At 62.8% G+C, this 22,079-nt stretch carries 16 protein-coding genes; 12 read left to right on the top strand and 4 right to left on the bottom strand.

Annotation, left to right across the window (positions count from 1 at the left end):
- Nucleotides 1-12 precede the first annotated feature (12 nt).
- From mexE to F8N82_RS09055, 8 genes are all read left to right on the top strand, one after another.
- Nucleotides 13-1,254, top strand: coding sequence for a multidrug efflux RND transporter periplasmic adaptor subunit MexE (gene mexE, locus F8N82_RS09090; RefSeq protein WP_150776895.1), 1,242 nt, complete (start codon nt 13-15; stop codon nt 1,252-1,254).
- A 12-nt stretch (nt 1,255-1,266) separates the two neighbouring features.
- Complete coding sequence (locus F8N82_RS09085; RefSeq protein WP_038994940.1) at nt 1,267-4,446, top strand: efflux RND transporter permease subunit; 3,180 nt, start codon at nt 1,267-1,269, stop codon at nt 4,444-4,446.
- Nucleotides 4,443-5,870, top strand: a complete 1,428-nt coding sequence (locus F8N82_RS09080) for an efflux transporter outer membrane subunit (RefSeq protein ID WP_038994938.1) — start codon at nt 4,443-4,445, stop codon at nt 5,868-5,870. Before F8N82_RS09085 ends, F8N82_RS09080 begins: the two co-directional genes overlap by 4 nt.
- 487 nt (nt 5,871-6,357) lie before the next feature.
- Nucleotides 6,358-7,413 (top strand): tetratricopeptide repeat protein, encoded by a 1,056-nt coding sequence (locus F8N82_RS09075; protein WP_038994935.1) that lies wholly within the window; start codon nt 6,358-6,360, stop codon nt 7,411-7,413.
- 121 nt (nt 7,414-7,534) lie between these two features.
- On the top strand, nt 7,535-9,169 hold the full coding sequence (locus F8N82_RS09070) for a response regulator (RefSeq protein ID WP_038994934.1): 1,635 nt from the start codon (nt 7,535-7,537) through the stop codon (nt 9,167-9,169).
- Nucleotides 9,170-9,174: 5 nt separating this feature from the next.
- Nucleotides 9,175-9,948, top strand: a complete 774-nt coding sequence (locus tag F8N82_RS09065) for an endonuclease/exonuclease/phosphatase family protein (protein ID WP_080764845.1) — start codon at nt 9,175-9,177, stop codon at nt 9,946-9,948.
- Nucleotides 9,945-11,156 carry a cardiolipin synthase ClsB gene (gene clsB, locus F8N82_RS09060; RefSeq protein WP_150776896.1) on the top strand — a complete coding sequence of 404 codons (1,212 nt, stop codon included), beginning with the start codon at nt 9,945-9,947 and terminating at the stop codon, nt 11,154-11,156. The genes F8N82_RS09065 and clsB overlap by 4 nt, the downstream gene beginning before the upstream one ends.
- Complete coding sequence (locus F8N82_RS09055) at nt 11,153-12,112, top strand: lysylphosphatidylglycerol synthase domain-containing protein (RefSeq protein WP_038994931.1); 960 nt, start codon at nt 11,153-11,155, stop codon at nt 12,110-12,112. Before clsB ends, F8N82_RS09055 begins: the two co-directional genes overlap by 4 nt.
- Here F8N82_RS09055 and F8N82_RS09050 read toward each other — a convergent pair.
- Together F8N82_RS09050 and F8N82_RS09045 are read right to left on the bottom strand one after the other, a co-directional pair.
- A complete protein-coding gene (locus F8N82_RS09050; RefSeq protein WP_038994930.1) occupies nt 12,073-14,112 on the bottom strand; it encodes a hybrid sensor histidine kinase/response regulator in 2,040 nt (679 codons plus the stop codon). The genes F8N82_RS09055 and F8N82_RS09050 overlap by 40 nt on opposite strands.
- 53 nt (nt 14,113-14,165) lie before the next feature.
- The gene (locus F8N82_RS09045; RefSeq protein WP_038999307.1) at nt 14,166-14,603 is read right to left on the bottom strand and encodes a nucleoside deaminase; all 438 of its coding nucleotides are present in this window, start codon (nt 14,601-14,603) and stop codon (nt 14,166-14,168) included.
- Between the two features lie 176 nt (nt 14,604-14,779).
- On the opposite strand from F8N82_RS09045, the gene F8N82_RS09040 reads away from it, so the two are divergent.
- The gene (locus F8N82_RS09040) at nt 14,780-15,475 is read left to right on the top strand and encodes a type 1 glutamine amidotransferase domain-containing protein (protein ID WP_038994929.1); all 696 of its coding nucleotides are present in this window, start codon (nt 14,780-14,782) and stop codon (nt 15,473-15,475) included.
- A 137-nt stretch (nt 15,476-15,612) separates the two neighbouring features.
- On the top strand, nt 15,613-16,413 hold the full coding sequence (locus F8N82_RS09035) for a CSS-motif domain-containing protein (protein ID WP_150776897.1): 801 nt from the start codon (nt 15,613-15,615) through the stop codon (nt 16,411-16,413).
- A 60-nt stretch (nt 16,414-16,473) separates the two neighbouring features.
- Here F8N82_RS09035 and hppD read toward each other — a convergent pair whose 3' ends face one another.
- Nucleotides 16,474-17,550: a 4-hydroxyphenylpyruvate dioxygenase gene (gene hppD, locus F8N82_RS09030; RefSeq protein WP_038994927.1), complete on the bottom strand. Its 1,077-nt coding sequence runs from the start codon at nt 17,548-17,550 to the stop codon at nt 16,474-16,476.
- 324 nt (nt 17,551-17,874) lie between these two features.
- Here hppD and F8N82_RS09025 point away from each other — a divergent pair, with 324 nt between their 5' ends.
- Nucleotides 17,875-19,446, top strand: coding sequence for an EAL domain-containing protein (locus F8N82_RS09025; RefSeq protein ID WP_038994926.1), 1,572 nt, complete (start codon nt 17,875-17,877; stop codon nt 19,444-19,446).
- A 60-nt stretch (nt 19,447-19,506) separates the two neighbouring features.
- Nucleotides 19,507-20,394: an EamA family transporter RarD gene (rarD, locus tag F8N82_RS09020; protein WP_038994925.1), complete on the top strand. Its 888-nt coding sequence runs from the start codon at nt 19,507-19,509 to the stop codon at nt 20,392-20,394.
- Here the strand turns inward: rarD and F8N82_RS09015 are convergent.
- A complete protein-coding gene (locus tag F8N82_RS09015; RefSeq protein ID WP_038994924.1) occupies nt 20,357-21,928 on the bottom strand; it encodes a TerC family protein in 1,572 nt (523 codons plus the stop codon). The genes rarD and F8N82_RS09015 overlap by 38 nt on opposite strands.
- Nucleotides 21,929-22,079: the final 151 nt, after the last annotated feature.

Raw genomic sequence — 22,079 nt, 5'->3', positions numbered from 1 at the left:
GGCGGACTCCCCATGGAACAGTCACTCAAACCTTTGCGTTACCCCCTTGCTCTATTGGCTGTATTGGTGATGAGTGCCTGCGGTCGCACCCCGGAAGCCGTACAGGCACCCGCAGCGACCAAGGTCAGCGTGGCCAAGGTTCTGGAACAGCCGATCAACGAATGGGACGAGTTCACCGGCCGCCTGGAGGCGCCGGAAACCGTCGAGGTGCGCCCACGCGTCTCCGGGCAGATCGACCAGGTGGCCTTCACCGAAGGCGCCCAGGTGAAAAAAGGCGATCTGCTGTTCCAGATCGACCCACGTCCGTTCCAGGCTGAGGTCCGCCGCCTCGAAGCCCAGCTGCAACAAGCCCGCGCCACCGCAATCCGCAGCGAAAACGAAGCCCAGCGTGGCGAGCGACTGCGCAGCAGCAACGCAATTTCCGCCGAGCTTGCCGAGTCGCGCACCAGCGCCGCCGCCGAAGCCCGTGGCGGCGTCGCCGCAATCCAGGCGCAACTGGACCTGGCGCGACTGAACCTGAGCTTCACCCGCGTCACCGCACCGATCAGCGGCCGGGTCAGCCGCGCCCAGTTCACCGCCGGCAACATCGTCACGGCCGATGTGACGCCGCTGACCAGCGTGGTCTCCACCGACAAGGTCTATGCCTACTTCGACGCCGACGAGCGCGTGTACCTCAAGTACACCCAGCTGGCGCGCGACGGCCAGCGCGGCCAGAGCACCCCGGTGTACCTGGGCCTGTCCAACGAAAGCGGCAACCCGCACCTGGGCCAGATGAACTTCGTCGACAACCAGGTCAACCCCAAGACCGGCACCATCCGTGGTCGCGCGGTATTCGACAACAGCGACGGCCAGTTCACCCCGGGCCTGTATGCACGCCTCAAATTGGTCGGCAGCGCCACTTACTCGGCGGTGCTGATCAACGACGAAGCCGTGGGTACCGACCTTGGCAAGAAGTTCGTGCTGGTCATGGACAAGGACAACAAGGCCGCGTACCGCGCCGTGGAACTGGGGCCCAAACTCGAAGGCTTGCGCATCGTGCGCAACGGCCTGAGCAAGGATGACCGCATCGTCGTCAAGGGCCTGCAGCGGGTGCGCCCAGGCTCGCCGGTCGACCCGCAGGACACGCCGATGGCCAGTGAAGCGACCATCGCCGCCCTCGCCCAACAACGTCAGGCACTCGAAGCCAGTATCCAGGGCAAAGCAGTGGCCAGCCCCAGCGTAAAACTCGCCAGTGCCTCGGCACCGCGCGGTTAAGGGATCAGTCCGATGAATTTTTCCAAGTTTTTCATTACCCGGCCGATCTTCGCCGCGGTGCTATCGCTGCTGATCCTGATCGCCGGCAGCATCTCGCTGTTCCAGCTGCCGATCAGCGAATACCCGGAAGTGGTACCGCCCACCGTGGTGGTGCGCGCCAACTTCCCCGGCGCCAACCCGAAAGTGATCGGCGAAACCGTCGCCGCGCCGCTTGAACAGGCGATTACCGGGGTGGAGAACATGCTCTACATGTCCTCCCAGTCCACTGCCGACGGCAAGATCACCCTGACCATCACCTTCGCCCTGGGCACCGACCTGGACAACGCCCAGGTGCAGGTGCAGAACCGCGTGACCCGGACCCAGCCCAAACTGCCCGAGGAAGTGACGCGCATCGGCATCACCGTCGACAAGGCCTCGCCCGACCTGACCATGGTCGTGCACCTGACCTCGCCGGACAACCGCTACGACATGCTCTACCTGTCCAACTACGCCATCCTTAACATCAAGGACGAACTGGCGCGCCTGGGCGGTGTCGGTGACGTACAGCTGTTCGGCATGGGCGACTACTCGCTGCGGGTCTGGCTCGACCCGAACAAAACCGCCTCGCGCAACCTGACCGCCAGCGACGTGGTCGCCGCCATTCGCGAGCAGAACCGTCAGGTGGCGGCCGGTCAACTCGGTGCACCGCCAGCACCCGGGGCCACCAGCTTTCAGCTGTCGGTCAACACCCAGGGCCGCCTGGTCAATGAAGAAGAGTTCGAGAACATCATCATTCGCTCCGGCGCCGATGGTGAAATCACTCGCCTGAAGGACATCGCCCGGGTTGAGCTCGGCTCCAGCCAGTACGCCCTGCGCTCGCTGCTGAACAACCAGCCGGCCGTGGCCATCCCGATCTTCCAGCGCCCAGGCTCGAACGCCATCGAGATCTCCAACGAGGTCCGCGGCAAAATGGCCGAACTGAAGAAGGACTTCCCTGAGGGCATGGACTACAGCATCGTCTATGACCCGACGGTGTTCGTCCGTGGCTCTATCGAAGCGGTCGTCCACACCCTGTTCGAAGCACTGATCCTGGTGGTACTGGTCGTTATTGTGTTCCTGCAGACCTGGCGCGCCTCGATCATCCCGCTGGTGGCGGTACCGGTGTCCTTGATCGGTACCTTTGCGGTGATGCACCTGTTCGGCTTCTCGCTCAATGCCCTGTCGCTGTTCGGCCTGGTACTGGCCATCGGTATCGTGGTGGACGACGCCATCGTTGTGGTGGAGAACGTCGAGCGTAATATCGGCCTGGGTCTCAAGCCGCTGGAAGCTACGCAAAAGGCCATGGGTGAAGTGACCGGGCCGATCATCGCTACGGCGCTGGTGCTGTGCGCGGTGTTCGTGCCGGCCGCGTTCATTTCCGGCCTCACCGGCCAGTTCTACAAGCAGTTCGCCCTGACCATTGCCATCTCCACGGTGATCTCGGCGTTCAACTCCCTGACCCTGTCGCCGGCCCTGGCCGCGGTATTGCTCAAGGAACACCACGCCCCCAAGGACCGCTTCTCGAAAGTGCTTGAGCGCCTGTTCGGCGGCTGGCTGTTCGGCCCGTTCAACCGCTTCTTCGACCGTGCCAGCCATGGCTATGTCGGCGCCGTCGGCCGGGTTATTCGCAGCAGCGGCATCGCCGTGTTCGTCTATGGCGGCCTGATCATCATGACCTGGCTGGGCTTTTCGTCGACGCCTACAGGCTTCGTGCCAGCGCAAGACAAGCAGTACCTGGTCGCCTTCGCGCAACTGCCAGATGCCGCCAGCCTCGACCGCACGGAAGCGGTGATCAAGAAGATGAGCGAGATCGCCCTCAAGCAACCTGGCGTGGCCGACTCGGTGGCCTTCCCGGGCCTGTCGATCAACGGTTTCACCAATAGCCCGAACAGCGGCATCGTGTTCACCCCGCTCAAGCCGTTCGATGAGCGCAAGGACCCGAGCCAGTCGGCCGCAGCGATTGCCGCCGCGCTGAACGCGCAGTTCGCCGATATCGAAGACGCCTACATCGCAATCTTCCCGCCGCCGCCGGTACAGGGGCTGGGCACCATCGGTGGTTTCCGCCTGCAGATCGAAGACCGTGGCAACCTGGGTTATGAAGCGCTGTACAAGGAAACCCAGAACATCATCGCCAAGAGCCACAACGTGCCGGAGCTGGCCGGGCTGTTCACCAGCTACCAGGTCAACGTGCCGCAGGTCGATGCTGCCATCGACCGCGAGAAGGCCAAGACCCACGGTGTAGCCATCAGCGATATCTTCGACACCCTGCAGATCTACCTGGGTTCGTTGTACGCCAACGACTTCAACCGTTTTGGCCGCACCTACCAGGTCAACGTCCAGGCCGAGCAGCAGTTCCGCCTCGAAGCCGAGCAGATCGGCCAGCTCAAGGTGCGCAACAACCAGGGCGAGATGATCCCGCTGGCGACCTTCATCAAGGTCAGCGACACCTCGGGGCCGGACCGCGTCATGCACTACAACGGCTTCATCACCGCCGAGATCAACGGTGCCGCAGCACCTGGCTACAGCTCCGGGCAAGCGGAAAAGGCCATCGAGAAACTGCTCAAGGACGAACTGCCCAACGGCATGACCTTCGAATGGACCGAGCTTACCTACCAGCAGATTCTGGCCGGTAACACCGCGCTGTTCGTCTTCCCGCTCTGCGTACTGCTGGCCTTCCTGGTGCTGGCCGCCCAGTACGAAAGCTGGAGCCTGCCGCTGGCGGTGATCCTGATCGTACCGATGACCCTGCTGTCGGCGATCACCGGGGTGATTCTGTCCGGTGGCGACAACAACATCTTCACCCAGATCGGCTTGATCGTACTGGTGGGGTTGGCGTGCAAGAACGCCATCCTGATCGTCGAGTTCGCCAAGGACCAACAGGCCGAAGGCCTCGACCCGCTGGCCGCGGTACTGGAAGCCTGCCGCCTGCGTCTGCGGCCGATCCTGATGACCTCGATCGCCTTCATCATGGGTGTCGTACCGCTGGTGTTCTCCTCCGGCGCCGGTGCCGAAATGCGTCATGCCATGGGTGTGGCGGTGTTCTCCGGGATGATCGGGGTGACCTTCTTCGGTCTGCTGCTGACGCCGGTGTTCTTTGTCCTGATCCGCCGTTACGTGGAACGCAGCGAGGCCCGCAAAGCGGCGCGTGCGCTGAAGCTGGAGACTCATGCATGAACCGCAGTCTGAAACTCTTTATGCCCAGCCTGCTGGTCCTGGCCCTTGCCGCCTGTGCGGTGGGCCCGGACTACAAGAGCCCGGACACTGCGGCGGCGCAACTGAGCGCGGCCAACGAGCCAACCGCCAAGGCCGCGTTCGACCGCAGCCGTTTTGAGAGCATCTGGTGGAAGCAGTTCGACGACCCGGTGCTGAACAAACTGGTCAGCCAGTCGCTGGACGGCAACCGTGAACTGCGCGTGGCCTTCGCCCGCCTGAAAGCGGCGCGGGCAATTCGCGACGATGTCAGCAACGACGCCCTGCCCACCGTGACCAGCCGTGCCAGCGCCGACCTGGGCAAAGGCCAGATCCCCGGCCAGACCGAGAACCGGGTCAACAGCGAACGCTATGACCTGGGCCTGGACATGGCCTGGGAGCTGGACCTGTTCGGCCGCATCCAGCGCCAACTGCAAGCCAGCGAAGCCGAGCAAGACGCCGCCCAGGCTGACCTGCAACAGCTGCAGGTCAGCCTGATCGCCGAACTGGTCGATGCCTATGGCCAACTGCGCGGTGCGCAGTTGCGCGAGAAGATCGCCCTGGCCAACCTCAAGACCCAGCAGGATTCGCGTGGCATCACCGAAACCCTGCGTGATGCCGGGGTCGGCAACGACCTTGACGTGGTGCGCGCCGATGCCCGCCTGGCGGCGGTCGAGGCCAGCGTGCCGCAACTGCAGGCCGAACAGGTACGGGCGCGCAACCGCATCGCCACCCTGCTCGGCCAGCGCCCGGACGCCCTGGCGATCGACCTGTCACCGGCGCAACTGCCGGCCATCGCCAAGGCCTTGCCGGTGGGTGACCCTGGCGAGCTGCTCAAGCGCCGCCCGGACATCCGTAGCGCCGAACGCCAACTGGCGGCCGCCACGGCCAATATCGGCGTGGCCACGGCCGACCTGTTCCCACGGGTCAGCCTCAGCGGCTTCCTCGGTTTTACTGCCGGGCGCGGCTCTCAACTGGGCTCCTCGGCCGCCAAGGCCTGGGCCCTGGGCCCGAGCATCACCTGGGCAGCCTTTGACCTGGGCAGCGTGCGTGCCCGCCTGCGCGGCGCCAACGCCGATGCCGAGGGCGCGCTGGCCAACTATGAGCAACAGGTCTTGCTGGCCCTGGAAGAGTCGGAAAACGCCTTCAGCGACTACAGCAAACGCCAGCAGCGCCTATTGGCCCTGCTGCGCCAGAGCGAAGCCAGCCGCAAGGCGGCGGACCTGGCCTCGATTCGCTACCGCGAAGGCACGGTCGATTACCTGGTGCTGCTCGATGCCGAGCGCGAACGCCTGAGCGCCGAAGATGCCCAGGCCCAGGGCGAGGTCGACCTGTACCGTGGCATCGTCGCCATCTACAAGGCCCTCGGTGGCGGCTGGCAGGCCGAGAGCGTCGCGGCAGCGAACTGATTCAACGGCTCCTTTGGTTGGTTTCTGACCGGCCCTTTGCCCCGCTTGCGTCTGCTTGCGGGGCTTTTTTTTGGGTTCTTCACGGGTTGCCGGGGGCTATGATCCTTGGGTTGGGTTGGGTTGGGTTGGGTTGGGTTGGGTTGTTGAAGCTACGGCTGTGGGCTTATCCATTCGATGTGGCGCCGCTACCGGCCCCTTCCGCCCTTACGGCGGAAGGGGCCGGTAGCGGCGCCACATCGAATGGATAAGCTCGCGCCCCCAACCCAGGATTCCGTGAAGAGCCTATTTTATGGCCAGATATTGTCCGGGGCTGCTTTGCAGCCCATCGCTGGCAACGCCAGCTTCCAAAAGTCCGGCGTGCACAGGCCTACTGTGTGCCGGCGTTGCCGGCGATAAAGGCACGCATAACCACGCTTTACATTTGACGCCACCCACCCCCGTGACCCAAGCTCAACCCTTTGCAGCCGCGACACGCTTCGGATTCACCATGTCCAAACAGCGCCAGTACACGTTCATCAGCCTGACCCTGCTCATCATCCTCGGCCTGGGTGGCTATTTCTGGCGTGACGACAGCCCGGCCCCCACCCCGGCCCTCAAGCACAGCTACACCAAGGCGCTGACCATGGCCCATGACGGCCAGCCGGGCGCAGCGCGGGTGCTCTACCAACAGCTGGGGCGCAGCGACCTGTCGCCGATCCGCCGCGCCAGCCTGTACGCCGAACTGCCCAACTATCCCTCGCCACTGGCCCTGAAACTGGCAAGCCGCGACCTGCAGCATGAAGAGCCGCTGGTGCGCCGCGCCGCCATCGCCAGCATCCAGGCGATGCTGCCCGGCGCCCAGCGCAGCCTGGTACTGGGCCCCTTGCTCGACGATGAAGAGCAAAGCGTGCGCTTTGCCGTGGTCGATGCCCTGCTGGGGCTCAGCGCCGACGATATCGGCCTGTACTTCGGCCCGCTGCAGGAAGTGCTCGAACAATATCAGCAGGTGCTGGCGCAACGCGACGACGATGCCAGCGCGCAATTGCACCTGGCCCAGCTGTACCTGCACGAAAACAGCTACCAGCACGCCGGGCAAGCACTGCAACGCACCCTGCAACTGGCGCCAGACAATCTCGAAGCGCTGGCCGCACAGGTCCAGTTGCTGGAACGCCAGAACCAGACCGACACCTCGCGCCAGGTACTGGCCAAGGCCTTGCAACAACGCCCCGACTCGGCCTTCCTGCAACACGAGCTGGGCCGCTGGCTGCTGCGCCACGGCCAGGACGAATACGCCCTGCTGGCCTTCGCCCGGGCCCTGGAGCTTGCGCCGGACAACAACGACTACCGCTACACCCTGGCCACCAGCCTGCACCAGCTGGAACAGGTCGATGCCGCGCAAAAGCAACTGGAAACCATCCTCACCCGGCAACCGGCCAACCGCAAGGCGCGGGTGCTGCTGATCGAGTACTGGAAAGAAACCGGCCAGTTGCAGAATGTGCAGGTGCTGCTGGCCCAACTGGAGCAGCAGAACCCGGACGATCCGCTGGTACAGCAAGGCTTGTAGGCCTGAAAACGACCGTCTGAGAACCCGGTTGAACCCCTCAACAACGACTGTGGTCCAGAGATAGTGCGAGGACAGCAGGCACCGGCGGTGCTTGCTTGAGCGTTATCAAAGGAGACCACCCGTGGGCAACGCGTTAGCCAATGCCGAGCGAGCGCTGATTCTGGCGCCGGACCAGTTGAGCCAACTGGCCCAGCACCTGCTCATCCAGGCCGGCATCCAGGCGCTGGAAACAGCCACCATGGAGGACCTGGCTCTTGCCCTGGAACAGGGCGTGGGCCTTGCGATCATCGCCGACACCTGCCTGGACGGCGGCACACGCTCGCCCTTGCATCGCTACCTTGGCCAGCAACCAAACTGGTCGGACCTGCCGGTGGTGCTGCTGACCGGGCCGCCGATAAAAGGCCAGAGCCCGCCACACAGCCGACACGCCGCCCTTGGCAACCTGTTCCTGCTGCAATATCCGTTCGAGCCCGACACACTTCTCGCCCTCACCCACGCCTCGTTGCGCGCACGACGCCGACAGTACCAGGCACGCAACCAGGGCCAGGAACTGCAACGCCAGACGCAACAGGTCGAAGCGCATTTGCGCCAGTTGCGCGAAGAAGAACACTATTTGCGCCAGGCGCAGAAAATGGAAGCCATCGGTCAACTGGCCGGCGGTGTGGCCCACGACTTCAACAACTTGCTGACCGGTATCGGCGGCAGCCTGGAAATGATCGGCAAACGCTTGCAGCAAGGCCGCACCGACACCCTGCCGGCCCTGCTCAGCCTCAGCCAGGAGGCGGTCAAGCGCGCCGCCAGCATGACCCACCGTCTGCTGGCCTTCTCCAGCCGGCAGTCACTCGATGCCCACCCGGTGCAGCTTGTTAGCCTGTTGACGGCAGAGCACCTCAAGCCGGTGCTCGACCCGCAGATCAAACTGCAACTGAAGATCGAACCGCAACTGTGGACCGTGGAAGCGGACCCGGTGCAACTGCAGGAAGCCCTCGGTAACTTGCTCAGCAACGCCCACGATGCCATGCCCAACGGCGGGCGCCTGACCATCAGCGCCAGCAACCAGCGCCTGGACGGTAGCCTGTTTGGTGGCCACTCACTGGCCGCTGGCGACTATGTGCTGATCAGTTTCAATGACAATGGCTGTGGCATGGCGCAGAGCACTCTGGACCGCGCCTTCGATCCGTTCTTCACCACCAAGCCGATTGGCCAGGGCACGGGCCTGGGGCTATCGATGGTGTACGGCTTCAGCAAGCAGTCCCAGGGCCATGTGACGCTGCAGAGCCGTACAGGCCACGGCACCCGGGTCGATGTCTACCTGCCACGTCACGTTGCACCACGGCCGGAGCCTGAGGCCGAAGCGGCGCAACCGCAAACCTGCAGCGATAGCCACAACGTGCTGATCGTCGAGGATGATCCGGCCGTGCGCCTGCTGGTACACCAGGCGCTGAATGAACAGGGCTACCAGTGTAAAGTCGCTGAAGATGCCAATATCGCCCTGGCCATCCTGCAGGCCGGGGAGCCGGTCGATCTGCTGGTCAGCGATGTCGGGCTCCCGGGCATGAACGGTCGTCAGTTGGCAGAAATAGGCCGGCAACTGCGCCCCCAGCTCAAGGTGCTGTTCATTACCGGCTACGCCGAAACCGCCGTGGCCCGCAGTGGCTTTCTCGACCCCGGCATGCAGATGATCTGCAAACCTTTCGAATTCGCCCAGTTGACCGCCAAGGTCGCGCAGATCCTGGGCAAGGGCGGCCGATCATGAGCCAGATGCAATCCTGCCCCCCCCTCGCGGCGGCGCCGGCAGTGCATCGGTTGCGGGTGCTGACCGTCAACGTGCACAAGGGCTTCAGCCCGCTGAACCGTCATTACGTGTTACCGGAACTGCGTGAAGCGGTGCGCAGCGAAAACGCCGACCTGGTGTTCCTTCAGGAAGTGCTCGGCAGCCACCGTCAACACGGCCTGCGCCATCGTAACTGGTCGGATGTGCCGCAATACGAGTTTCTTGCCGACAGCCTCTGGCCGGTGTTCGCCTATGGCCGCAACGCCGTGTACCCGGAAGGTGAACACGGCAATGCCCTGCTGTCCAAATACCCGATCCTGCGCCACGACAACCTCGATGTCAGCGTCCACGGCACCGAGCAGCGCGGCTTGCTGCATTCGGTACTGGCGCTGCCGGCCGATAACGAGCTACATGCCGTCTGCGTGCACCTGGGCCTGGACGAGCGCCAGCGCCAACAGCAATTGCGCCTGCTCTGCGAGTTGCTGCACAGCCTGCCCGCCGCTGCGCCGGTGATCGTCGCCGGTGATTTCAACGATTGGCGCCGGCGCGCCGACGGCGTGTTGGCCGAGTGCGGCCTGGAAGAAGTGTTCAGCCAGGCTCACGGCCGCCCGGCGCGCAGCTTTCCGGCGCGCTGGCCGTTGCTGTGCCTGGACCGCATCTACCTGCGCAATGCCCGCGCCCATGCGCCCAAGGTCATGGCCCGCAAGCCCTGGACCCACCTTTGCGATCACCTGCCCTTGGCAGTGGAGGTGCTCCTGTGAACAGCCATTGGCGACCCGACAACCAGGTGCAACTGCTGATCAATGGCGAGGATTACTTCGCCAGTGCCTTCGCCGCCATCGAACAGGCACGCGCCGAGATCCTCCTGGAAACCTTCATCATCTATGAAGACAAGGTCGGCAAGCAGTTGCAGCAACTGTTGATCGCTGCCGCCGGGCGCGGGGTGAAAGTCGAGATGCTGGTTGACGGCTATGGCACCGCTGACCTGAGCCTCGACTACCTGCGTGAGCTCAGCGATGCCGGTGTGCATCTGCAAGCCTTCGACCCGAGCCCGAAGCGCCTGGGCATGCGCACCAACCTGTTTCGCCGCCTGCACCGCAAGATTCTGGTGGTCGATGGCGAAGTCGGTTTTGTCGGCGGCATTAATTATTGCGCCGACCACCTGGCCGATTTCGGTCCGATGGCCAAGCAGGACTATGCAGTGCAGGTGCGCGGGCCGATCGTCGCCGATCTGCAGCGGGCCACGCTGAAACTGCTGGCACAACAAAGCGCGCTGAAACCGGGCAGCCGGCGCTGGTGGCAACGCCGGGTGCCGATTGCCCCAGACAGTCAACAGGCGAGCATGACCCTGTGTATCCGCGACAACCAGGATCACCCCAACGACATCGAGCAGCACTACCTGCGGGCAGTGAACGCCGCCCGCGAACGCATCACCATCGCCAACGCTTATTTCTTCCCCGGTTACCGGCTGCTGCGGGCGATTCGCAACGCCGCACGCCGTGGCGTCAAGGTCACCCTGGTGTTGCAAGGCATGCCCGACATGCCCTGGGTGCGGCTTTGCTCGCGCTTGCTGTACAACTACTTGATCAGCGACGGCGTGCGTATTTTCGAGTACTGCGAACGGCCGCTGCACGGCAAGGTGGCGTTGGTGGACCGGCAGTGGTCGACGGTCGGTTCAAGCAACCTCGACCCCTTGAGCCTGGCCTTGAACCTTGAGGCCAACCTGATCATCCGTGATCAGACCTTCAACAGCCGCCTGCATGAACATCTGCAGGACCTCACCGCCCACCGCTGCAAACCGGTCAGCCTGCAGCGAGTACTGCGCGGCTACTGGTGGCGAGCGCCGCTGATCTTCCTGACGTTTCACTTCATCCGTCATTTCCCGGCCGTGATCGGCTGGCTGCCGGCCCATGTACCACGGCTCAAACCGCTGTACGACGCCAGCGAACTACCCGGCAAGTCGACATGAACACGCACAAGAAGCTCTGGCGCCGCGCCCGGCAGGCGCTGACCGTGGCGTTTTTCATCCTGGTGCCGGCGCTGCTGTTCACCGTGCTGAAAAACCTCGACTGGCAGGAGGTGCGCCAGGCCCTGGCCTCGTACCGCTGGAGCACCCTGGGAGTCGCTGCCGGGGTGACCCTGTGCAGCTTTGCCCTGTTCAGCAGCTTCGACCTGCTCGGGCGCCACTACACCGGGCATCACTTGCCGGCGCGCCGGGTGCTGCCCCTGGCGTTCGTGTGCTATGCCTTCAACCTCAACTTGAGCGCCTGGGTCGGTGGCATTGCCCTGCGCTACCGGTTGTATAGCCGCCTGGGTCTGAAGGTCTCGACCATTACCCGGATACTCAGCCTGGGACTGTTGACCAACTGGGTAGGCTATTTCGTGGTGGCCGGCAGTTTGTTTGCCTGCGGGTTGCCGAAGTTGCCGGCTGGCATGGAGATCGGCAATACCGGCCTGCGCCTGATCGGTGCCACGTTGCTGCTGGTGGCCGTGGCCTACCTGCTGGCCTGTGCCTTCGCCACGCGTCGCACCTGGCGCTTTGGCAAGCACACTATCACCCTGCCGGGCATCCGCCTGGCGGCGCTGCAAACACTGATGGGGGCCTGCAACTGGGCGCTGATGGCGCTGGTGGTGTTCATCCTGTTGCCCAAAGGGGCAGCCTACCCAACGGTGCTGGCAGTGCTGATGATCAGCAGTATTGCCGGGGTCATTACCCATATTCCGGCCGGGCTGGGCGTACTGGAGACAGTGTTTCTGACCCTTTTGCAGGGCACCTACGGCAAGGGCACGTTGCTGGCGGCGCTGATTGGCTACCGGGCCATCTACTTCCTGCTGCCGCTGCTGATTGCCACGCTGACGTACCTGTTGCTCGAGCGTCTGGCCAGTCAGCGCAGCGCCGGGGAAAGGTCGCAAAGCACCGGTTGAACCGGTTCAAGCATCTCGTACACCTGCTGGACCAGGTCTTCCAGGGCAAAGGGCTTGGTCATCAGGGCCATGCCAGGCTCCAGGACTTCCTGATCGGTCACTTCCTGTTCGGCGAAACCGGTGATGAACAGCACCTTCTGCTGCGGCTGCAACATGCGCATGGCGTTGGCCACCTGTTGGCCGCTGAAGCCACCTGGTAGACCGATATCAGTGATCAGCAGGTCAACCGTGTCCAGCTGTCGATACTGCTGCAACGCCCCATTGGCATCGGCTGCCTCGAACACCTCGAAGCCCTCCTCCTCCAGCGCCTCCTTGATCAGCAAGCGCAAGGTACTCTCATCGTCGACCAGCAGAATGCGTTCGCCATTGGCGCGAGCGTATGTCTTGCGCGCCGAGGCGCTGGCCACCGGCTCCGGCATTTCGCCCACGTAGCGTGGCAGGAGTATCTTCACCCGGGTGCCCTGCCCGGGGCTCGAGTCGATCCATACCCGACCACCCGACTGGCGGACAAAGCCGTAGACCATCGACAGGCCAAGCCCGGTGCCCTGGCCCACCGGCTTGGTGGTAAAGAAGGGGTCAAAGGCGCGCGCCACAATGTCGGCGTTCATCCCATGGCCGTTGTCCTGCACCTGCAACGCAAAGTAATCGCCCGGGCCCAGGCCGTCTTCGCCTTCCAAGGGCAACTCATGGCGTTCGTTGCTGGTGGTGATGCGCAGGCAGCCACCGGCGCCCATGGCATCGCGGGCATTGATGCACAGGTTGATCAGAGCGTTTTCCAGTTGGTTGGCATCGATCAGTACCCACCAGGGCGCGGGTTCGACCTGGACCTGCAAATCGATGTGGGTGCCCACGGTCTGCAGGATCAGGTGCTCGATATCCAGCACCAGTTGGTTGATACAGGCCGGCTTGGGGTCCAGTGCCTGACGCCGGGAAAAGGCCAGCAGGCGATGGGTCAGGGTCGCTGCGCGCTTGGTCGCGCCACGAGCGGCGTCGAGGTAGACGTGCAGGTTGTCCAGGTGCCCCTGGGCAATCCGTCGCTCCAGCAGCTCGAGGCTGCCACTGATGCCGGTCAGCAGGTTATTGAAATCATGGGCCATGCCGCCGGAAAGCTGGCCGATCGCTTCCATCTTCTGGCTTTGGCGCAACAACGCTTCAGCATGTTGCAACGCTTCTTCGCGTTCGCGCTCCTGGGTGATGTCACTGCCAACGGCGGTAAAACCAAGCGCGGAGGGCACCGCCGCCCAGTTGAACCACCGGTAGTGCCCGTCCTTGTGACGCAAACGGCTGACGGTGTTTTCGGTATTCTGGCCGGCGCGCAGACGCTCGATCACCGAGGCGACCTCCTGATGGTCGTCGGCATGCAACAAGTCGATGACCGAGATCTCCAGCACCTCATCTTCACTCCAGCCCAGAACCTGGCTCCAGGCCGGATTGATGGCACTGATGCGCAAGTCCGGCAGGACAATCACCATGATATCGCTGGATAACGCCCAGAACTGGTTGCGGTCGGCGGTACGCTCCTGTACTTGACGTTCAAAGGTGTTGGCCAGATGGCGCCACTGCTGCGCCGACTCGACGCTGGCGGTGGTCTCGATCACCGTATCGAGAAAACCGGCCACCGCGCCGCGCTCGTCACGGATGGGGCTGTAACAGAAGGTGAAATAGGCCTGCTCCAGGCTGCCATTGCGATTGATCATCAACGGGAAGTTCTCGATGAAGATCGCTTCGCCCGACAGGGTACGGAATACCAGGGCGCCGATATTGTCCCAGACCTCGCTCCAGACCTCGTCGAAACCACGCCCCAGCGCCTCGGGCTTGGACCCGAGAATGGGTTTGAAGGCATCGTTGTAGATAGTTACCAGCTGCGGCCCCCAGACCAGGCAACCGGGGAATCTGGACGCCAGCAGCATGTCCACGGCAATGCGCAGTGACGCCGGCCACAGGTGCAAGGGACCCAGGGCAGTTCTGGACCAGTCGTGGTTGCGCACCTTTACACTCATTGATCCTGACATGGGCAAGCTCGGCTGGGGGCTGGGGGTCTGAACAATCGGACCTAGACGCCGATATCTTCGTTCCAGAGTTCAGGGCACTCCTTGATAAAATCGCTCATCAACTTGACGCAGTTATCATTGTGCAGCACCTGCACGTCGACACCGCGGGCCTTGAGCAAGGCCTCTTCGCCCATGAAGGTCTGGTTTTCGCCAACAATGACGCGCTTGATGCCATACAGCAGGATCGCCCCGCTGCACATCGGGCACGGTGACAAGGTGGTGTACAGGGTCGCCTGGGCATAGACGCTGGCCGGCAGGCGACCGGCGTTTTCCAGGGCGTCCATTTCGCCGTGCAGGATCGCACTGCTCTGTTGCACGCGGCGGTTGTGGCCACGGCCGATGATCCGGTTGTCATGGACCAGCACCGAACCGATGGGAATGCCGCCCTCTTGGCGGCCTTTGCTCGCCTCTTCGATGGCCGCTTGCATAAACGCATCCACGTCTTGGGTCATAGTGCTCATCCGTTGGTCGACTCCCTGTGGCAATGCTGACTTTCCTCGCAGGCTAGCATAACGCCAGCGGGGAATGGCATCCATGCCAGTCGCTACTATGCTGAACAGGTTTCTCCTCTGCGACCCGGGCAGTCCGGGTCCGTTCCAGTATAGGGAGCGTTGCGATGAGCAAGAAAATACTGGTGGTGCTGACCAATACGGCCAAATACCCGACGCTTAAACGCGCCACCGGACTGTGGCTGGGCGAGGCAGTGCACTTTGTCGAAAAGGTTGAAAAGGCTGGGTTCAAGGTCGACTACCTGAGCCCGACCGGCGGTTACGTGCCGATTGACCCGCACAGCCTGCAGATGGCGGCGGATATCGACTGGGAGTGGTACCAGAACAAGACGTTCATGAACCGCCTGGGCAAAACCCTGAGCCCCGGAGAGGTCAAGGCCCAGGACTACTGCGCCATTTACTATGCCGGTGGGCATGGCGTGATCTGGGACTTCCCTGACAACAGCGAGCTGCAGGACCTGGCCCGGCGCATCTTCGAGGCTGGCGGTGTAGTGGCGTCGGTGTGCCATGGCGCGGTCGGCCTGCTCAATATCAAGCTCAGTGACAACACCCTGCTGGTCAAGGATCGCGAGGTAACCGGTTTTTCCGACACGGAAGAGAAACTGGTGGAACTGGACAAAGTGGTTCCGTACCTGACCGAAACCGAGCTCAAGGCCCGTGGCGGGTTGTACCTCAAGGCCGAAGAGCCCTGGCAGGCCTTCGCTATTGCCGACCAGAAGGAAGGACGCCTGATTACCGGCCAGAACCCCGCATCAGGGAGCGCGGTGGCTGAACTGGTCGTGGCCGCGCTGAAAAAACACTGAGGCGCTTACCCGGATTGCCGATTGGTACTTCACCCCGGGTAAACGCGGCCTACAGCCGCCGCTGATCGCACTCTTTATGCTGACGAGTATCGCCCGGCCAGGACGGTCGGGTTCCTGTTCAGCATAGAGGTGCAATCATGGCTCCACCCCGCATTGCCGGCCGCAGCCTGCTCGAGTTTCTGATAACCCTGCTGATCGGCCTGGCGCCCGTAGCATGTGGGCTGCTGGTGCTGGCAGTGCAGGTCGAACGCAAACAGGAAGAAACCGCCGAGGTGTCCGCCATTGAGGCCATTTATGCCATCGACCGAGTCATTGATGCCATGCACAGCAGCAGCATTGCCGTGCTCGGGCTGGCCGGACAACGCTGCGAGAAAGTCCTGCCGACCTTGCGCCAGGAAGCCTTGAAGCAACCCAGCGTGCGTTCGCTGGTGCTGGTCAAGGAAAACCGAGGCTATTGCAGTACCCTGCTTGGCACCTTCGATACGCCAATCGACCCGGGCAGCTACTTCAACCAGCGTCTGCGCCTGGACATGCACAACGAAATCACTCCGAACACGCCGGTACTGCACTATCGCCTGCAGGATTATCCTATGGGCGTTGTTGCCATCAGCGATGCGCGCACCCTGCAATCGGAGCTGCAAGGCTTCAAGAATGGCATCGTCCTGGCCCTGCAGTTCGGCAGCGAATTCGTCTGGGCAAGCGGCAGCGGCGCCGCCGCTCAGGTGCCAAATCATGAAGAAGACAACCAACGCATGGTCTCGGATAAATACGGCTACACCGTGCATGCCGGTTACCCCGATGGCCACACCCGCAAGATCCTGATCCAGGCCATGTCCTCCACCGCGCCCTCATTGCTGCTGGTCGGCATCCTCACCGCTGCGGTGGCTTACTGGGGCTTGTTCAGGCAACGCCGCAAACCTTCCTTGCCGACGTTCTGATCGCCCATGAAAAAGGCCATTGAGCAAACGCTCAATGGCCTTTTTCAGTTACTGCCAGGATCAATCGGTGCTCAGCACACCGCGACGAACCTGGTCACGCTCGATCGACTCGAACAAGGCCTTGAAGTTACCTTCACCGAAGCCATCGTCACCCTTGCGCTGGATGAATTCGAAGAACACCGGGCCCATCAGGGTTTCCGAGAAAATCTGCAGGAGCAGGCGCTTGTCACCGGCCTCGGAAGAGCCGTCGAGCAGGATGCCACGACTCTGCAGCTCGCCAACCGGCTCACCGTGACCTGGCAGACGACCTTCGAGCATTTCGTAGTAGGTGTCTGGCGGCGCGGTCATGAAGCGCATACCGAGTTTCTTCAGGGCGTCCCAGCTCTCGAGCAGGTTGTCGCAGAGGAAGGCCACGTGCTGGATGCCTTCGCCGTTGAACTGCATCAGGAACTCTTCGATCTGCCCGGCGCCCTTGGACGATTCTTCGTTCAGCGGGATACGGATCATGCCATCGGGCGCGGTCATGGCCTTGGAGGTCAGGCCGGTGTATTCGCCCTTGATGTCGAAGTAACGGATCTCGCGGAAGTTGAACAGCTTCTCGTAGAAGCCGGCCCAGTAGGCCATGCGTCCGCGGTAAACGTTGTGGGTCAGGTGATCGATGATCTTCAGGCCCGCACCGACCGGATGACGATCGACACCTTCGATGAAGTTGAAGTCGATGTCATAGATCGAGCTGCCTTCCTCGAAACGGTCGATCAGGTACAGCGGCGCGCCGCCAATGCCCTTGATCGCCGGCAGACGCAGCTCCATCGGGCCGGTTTCGATTTCCACCGGCTGGGCGCCCAGTTCCAGAGCGCGGGCATAGGCTTCGTGGGCGTTACGCACACGGAAGGCCATGCCGCAGACCGATGGACCATGCTCGGCGGCGAAGTACGACGCGACGCTTTTCGGTTCGTTGTTCAGGATCAGGTTGATACCGCCCTGGCGGTACAGGTGCACGTCTTTGGAGCGGTGGGAAGCCACCTTGGTGAAACCCATGATCTGGAAGATCGGTTCCAGGGCGCCCGGGGTCGGCGATGCGAACTCGATGAATTCAAAGCCCATCAGGCCCATCGGGTTTTCAAAGATATCAGCCATGCTCGTTTCCTCATCATCAAAGCGGGTAAATAACGGTTGTTAATTGCTATAGATGTCGAGCAGGCGTGGTGGCGCGCAAGAGATGCCCCTCACACTTCTGGCGAGGTAGTCACCATAAATCAGCTTGAACCCATGACACTTCATATGGACCCATTCTCGGCGGGTTGATTCCCCGAAGGTGGAGAACCTTATTATTGTATGCGTAACGTGATTCTACAGTGCGTAAACCAATTTGTCCGCACTTTAGTTGACGCCCGAGCGTTGACGAACGGCTATCCTAGGCACACAGCCGTTTTCATTCCCCGCCCTTACAGGTTAGCCGCCATGCCGCTCACGGTAAAACGCCCCGGACGCTGGACCTTGCGCGCCCTGCTGCCGTGGGCGGTTGGCGCCGTACCGGTGCTCTGCGGCCTGGCGATCATGCACCTGCAGGCCGAGCGCGAGCTTGACGCCCGCAGCCAGGCCACGGCGCAGCAGGTGGTGGCCCAGGTGGAACTGATCCTCGACAACATCTCCGGCGCGGCCAAGTCGCTGCTGCCGCTGGCCGGGCTGCCGTGCATGGAGGAAAAACTGGCCTTGCGCGATCAGGTCACCCGCCGCTCCTTCGTGCGCTCCACCAACCTGGTGTACCGCAACGAGCTGTATTGCAGCTCGTTGTTCGGCCCATACAGCGAACCGGTCAACGCCAGCGACTATGTCGACGGCAAACTCTGGCTGATGAACGGCAACTCAGTGACCCCGGGCCATCCGTTGCTGGTGTATCGGGCCCATGAGGGCGAGCGTGGCGCCATCAGCACCGTCGATGGCGACCACCTGCTCACCGCCCTGCGCCTGATCGGCCCGCACACCCAGTTGCGGCTACAGGTCGGCCGTTACTGGATGGGCAAGGACGGTCTGGTGCACGAAGGGATCGCCCCCTGCGCCGCAGTGGCGCCGGTGCGGCTCTCCTCCAGCCACTACCCGTTCTCGATTTACAGCGGCTATGAAGCGGGCAAGGTCGGCCAGGTGATGCGCGACGAGTACCCTGCCCTGTTCGGCTTGCTGGTGTTTCTCGGGGTGATTGCCGGCGCCGTGTGCCGCTGGATGCTGCGCCGCGCCAGCTCGTCGCGGGCCGAGTTGCAGCGGGCCATGGAGGCCAACGAATTTTTGCCATACTTCCAGCCGGTGGTGCGCAAGGGCGATTATCGCTGGGCCGGCGCCGAAGTATTGATGCGCTGGCAGCACCCGCGCGAAGGCCTGGTGCGCCCCGATCTGTTCATCCCCTACGCCGAGCACAGCGGCCAGATCGTGCCGATGACGCGCATCCTCATGCGCCGCACCGCCGAGTTGCTGGCGCCACATGCGCCATTGATGGAGGATGGCTTTCATGTCGGCATCAACATCACCGCCGATCATTGCCAGGACCTGGCCCTGTACGACGATTGCCGGGACTTTCTCGCTGCCTTCCCGCCCGGGCGCGTCCTGCTGACCCTGGAGCTGACCGAACGCAAGCTGATCGCCCCCAGCGAGGTCACCCAGACGTTGTTCGCCAAACTCCACGAACTGGGGGTGATGATCGCCATCGACGACTTTGGCACCGGACAGTCCAGCCTCAGCTATTTGCGCCAGTTCAAGGTCGATTACCTGAAGATCGACCAGAGTTTCGTCGCCCTGATCGGTGTCGACGCCCTGTCGCTGCACATTCTCGACAGCATCATCGAACTGTCGGCCAAGCTTGAGCTGGGCATCGTCGCCGAAGGTGTGGAAAACCAAACCCAGCGGGATTACCTGGCGCGCCACAACGTCGACTTCCAGCAGGGTTACCTGTTTGCCCGGCCCATGCCGATCGAGGGCTTTGTCGCGGCCCTCGCAGCCCAGGCCGAAGCCGCACCGCAGGTGGCGGAGGTTGCCGGTTAGGCCTGTGCCCTGAGATCATCGCGGGTTCCCCGCTCTGTCAACATTCCCACCGAGGCATTTGTGTCAAAAGGCATTGTTACATCGGTCACGGCGTCGTTCCTGTTCGCCGTGATGTACTACTACACCTCGCTGCTCACCCCGCTCGATGGCGAGGAGGTGTTCGGCTGGCGCATGCTCCTGACCCTGCCCTGCGTCACCCTGTTCATGCTGTTTACCCGTGACTGGCCGCTGGTCACTGGCCTGCTCGCGCGGGTGCGGCGCAAGCCTTTGCTGGTGCTCGGCCTGCTGGGGACATCATCGTTGATGGGCGTGCAGCTCTGGCTGTTCCTCTGGGCGCCATTGCACGGGCGCAGCCTGGAAGTGTCGCTGGGCTATTTTCTCTTGCCGCTGACCATGGTCCTGACCGGTCGGCTGGTCTATGGCGAACGCCTGTCGCGGCTGCAGAAAGTGGCGGTGGCCTGCGCGATCACCGGTGTCGGCCATGAGCTTTACCAGCACGGCAGCTTTGCCTGGGAAACCCTGCTGGTGGCCGGGGGCTATCCGTTGTACTTCGTACTGCGGCGCAAATGCGCTACCGACCATCTGGGCGGCTTGTGGGCCGACATGTGCCTGTTGCTGCCCGCAGCGCTGTACTTCGTCATTCAAGGGCCGCTGTCAGCCCAGGACCTGGCCGAACATCCGGGGCTGTACGGCCTGATTCCGCTGCTTGGGGTGATCAGCGCCCTGGCGCTGATCTGTTATGTGCTGGCCAGCCGCCTGCTGGCCTTCAGCCTGTTCGGCCTGCTCAGCTATGTCGAACCTGTGTTGCTGGTGGCCGTGGCCCTGCTCCTGGGCGAGACCATTGGCCCCGACCAGTGGCTGACCTACCTGCCGATCTGGCTGGCGGTGCTGGTGTTGATCGCAGAAGGCGTCAGGCACCTGCTGCGTCAACGGCGGCGTTCGGTGTAAGGCGCACTTCCCGCACGCGGCGCTCTTCCACCGCGACCACGGTCATCTTCCAGTGGTCCCACACCAGGCTGTCGCCGACCATCGGCAAACGATCAAGTAGGCTCATGACCAGGCCGGCGAGGGTCTGGTAGTCCTCGGTGGGCTTGGCGGCAAAACCGGTGCGCGCGTGAATCTGGCTAAGGTTCAGGGCGCCGCTGACGACAAAGCCCTGCTCGTCTTCGACGATGCCCGGCCCTTCCACTTCACTGGCATCGGGCAATTCACCGGCGATGGATTCAAGGATGTCGGTCATGGTCAGCACCCCGGTGAAATCACCGAACTCGTTGACCACGAAGGCAATGTGCGTCGACTGGCTGCGCATCTGCTCCAGGGCATTGAGGATGCTGAAACTCTCCAGCAGGTTCAATGGCGCCCGGGCCAGGCTTTCCAGGTCCGGCTGATTGCCAGCCAGCAACTCCTTGAGCAGCTCCTTCTTGTGCACGAAGCCCAAGGGTTCTTCGATGCGCCCCTCACGAATCAACGGCAGGCGCGAGTAGGACGAATGCATCAGAGCAGTACGAATCGCCTCGGCCGGCTGTGCCAGGTCGATGGCATCGACCTTGGCGCGAACCGTCATCACGGTCTTGATCGGCCGCTCTGCAAGGTTCAGCACGCCGCTGATCATCACCCGCTCACGGCGGTCGAACAGCACCTGTTCTTCGCCACCCTCGACCAGGTCGGCAATCTCCTCGCCGACGTCATCAGCCTCCACCCTGCGCCCACCCAGCAGGCGTAGTACCGCGTGGGCAGTGCGCTCACGCAGCGGCCGGTGTTGTTGCAAGCTGCGCTTGCGGCGGGCCCGGGCCAACTGGTTGAACAGCTCGATGAGGATCGAGAACCCGATAGCGGCATACAGATAGCCTTTTGGAATATGAAAGCCCAGGCCCTCGGCGGTCAGGCTGAAGCCGATCATCATCAAGAAGCCCAGGCACAGCATGATCACTGTCGGGTGATTGTTGACGAAGCGGGTCAACGGTTTGCTGGCAACGATCATGATGCCGATGGAGAAGATCACCGCGATCATCATGATCGACAGCTCCTCGACCATGCCCACGGCGGTGATTACCGCGTCCAGGGAGAACACCGCGTCAAGCACCACGATCTGCGCGACAATCGGCCAGAACGCGGCGTGACGCAGGCTGCCGTTGTTCTGGGCAACATGCCCTTCAAGGCGCTCATGCAGCTCCATGGTGGCCTTGAACAACAGGAACACACCACCGAAGAGCATGATCAGGTCACGGCCCGAGAAGCTCTTGTCGAACACCTCGAACAGCGGCGCGGTAAGGGTCACCATCCACGAGATACTGGCCAGCAGGCCCAGGCGCATGATCAACGCCAGCGACAAGCCGATCACCCGCGCACGGTCGCGCTGATGGGGCGGCAGTTTGTCGGCAAGGATGGCGATGAACACCAGGTTATCGATACCCAGTACCAGTTCCAGCACAATCAGCGTGGCAAGGCCCAGCCAGGCCGTGGGGTCGGCTAGCCATTCCATGGGCGATCACTCATGTGCGAGAACGGACGGGAGACGTCACAAGGACGGGAGAATGGCCGGGACGGCCGGGTACTGGGGGGCTCCGAAAACGAAGTCATATCAACCTGAAATCAATTGGGGATGTGATCCTACAATTGCAGCAGGCTTTTCT

It is taken from the genome of Pseudomonas fluorescens (genome assembly GCF_902497775.2).
In the GTDB taxonomy this organism is placed as follows: domain Bacteria; phylum Pseudomonadota; class Gammaproteobacteria; order Pseudomonadales; family Pseudomonadaceae; genus Aquipseudomonas; species Aquipseudomonas putida_F.
The sequence above is the reverse complement of the archived record's forward strand: the minus strand, read 5'-3'. Positions and strand labels throughout refer to the sequence as shown.

Bases quoted from the DNA above. Each gene is read 5' to 3' on its own strand.
- mexE (WP_150776895.1), top strand. From the start codon at position 13: ATGGAACAGTCACTCAAACCTTTGCGTTACCCCCTTGCTCTATTGGCT.
- F8N82_RS09085 (WP_038994940.1), top strand. From the start codon at position 1,267: ATGAATTTTTCCAAGTTTTTCATTACCCGGCCGATCTTCGCCGCGGTG.
- F8N82_RS09080 (WP_038994938.1), top strand. From the start codon at position 4,443: ATGAACCGCAGTCTGAAACTCTTTATGCCCAGCCTGCTGGTCCTGGCC.
- F8N82_RS09075 (WP_038994935.1), top strand. From the start codon at position 6,358: ATGTCCAAACAGCGCCAGTACACGTTCATCAGCCTGACCCTGCTCATC.
- F8N82_RS09065 (WP_080764845.1), top strand. From the start codon at position 9,175: ATGCAATCCTGCCCCCCCCTCGCGGCGGCGCCGGCAGTGCATCGGTTG.
- F8N82_RS09055 (WP_038994931.1), top strand. From the start codon at position 11,153: ATGAACACGCACAAGAAGCTCTGGCGCCGCGCCCGGCAGGCGCTGACC.
- F8N82_RS09050 (WP_038994930.1), bottom strand. From the start codon at position 14,112: ATGAGTGTAAAGGTGCGCAACCACGACTGGTCCAGAACTGCCCTGGGT.
- F8N82_RS09040 (WP_038994929.1), top strand. From the start codon at position 14,780: ATGAGCAAGAAAATACTGGTGGTGCTGACCAATACGGCCAAATACCCG.
- F8N82_RS09035 (WP_150776897.1), top strand. From the start codon at position 15,613: ATGGCTCCACCCCGCATTGCCGGCCGCAGCCTGCTCGAGTTTCTGATA.
- hppD (WP_038994927.1), bottom strand. From the start codon at position 17,550: ATGGCTGATATCTTTGAAAACCCGATGGGCCTGATGGGCTTTGAATTC.
- F8N82_RS09025 (WP_038994926.1), top strand. From the start codon at position 17,875: ATGCCGCTCACGGTAAAACGCCCCGGACGCTGGACCTTGCGCGCCCTG.
- F8N82_RS09015 (WP_038994924.1), bottom strand. From the start codon at position 21,928: ATGGAATGGCTAGCCGACCCCACGGCCTGGCTGGGCCTTGCCACGCTG.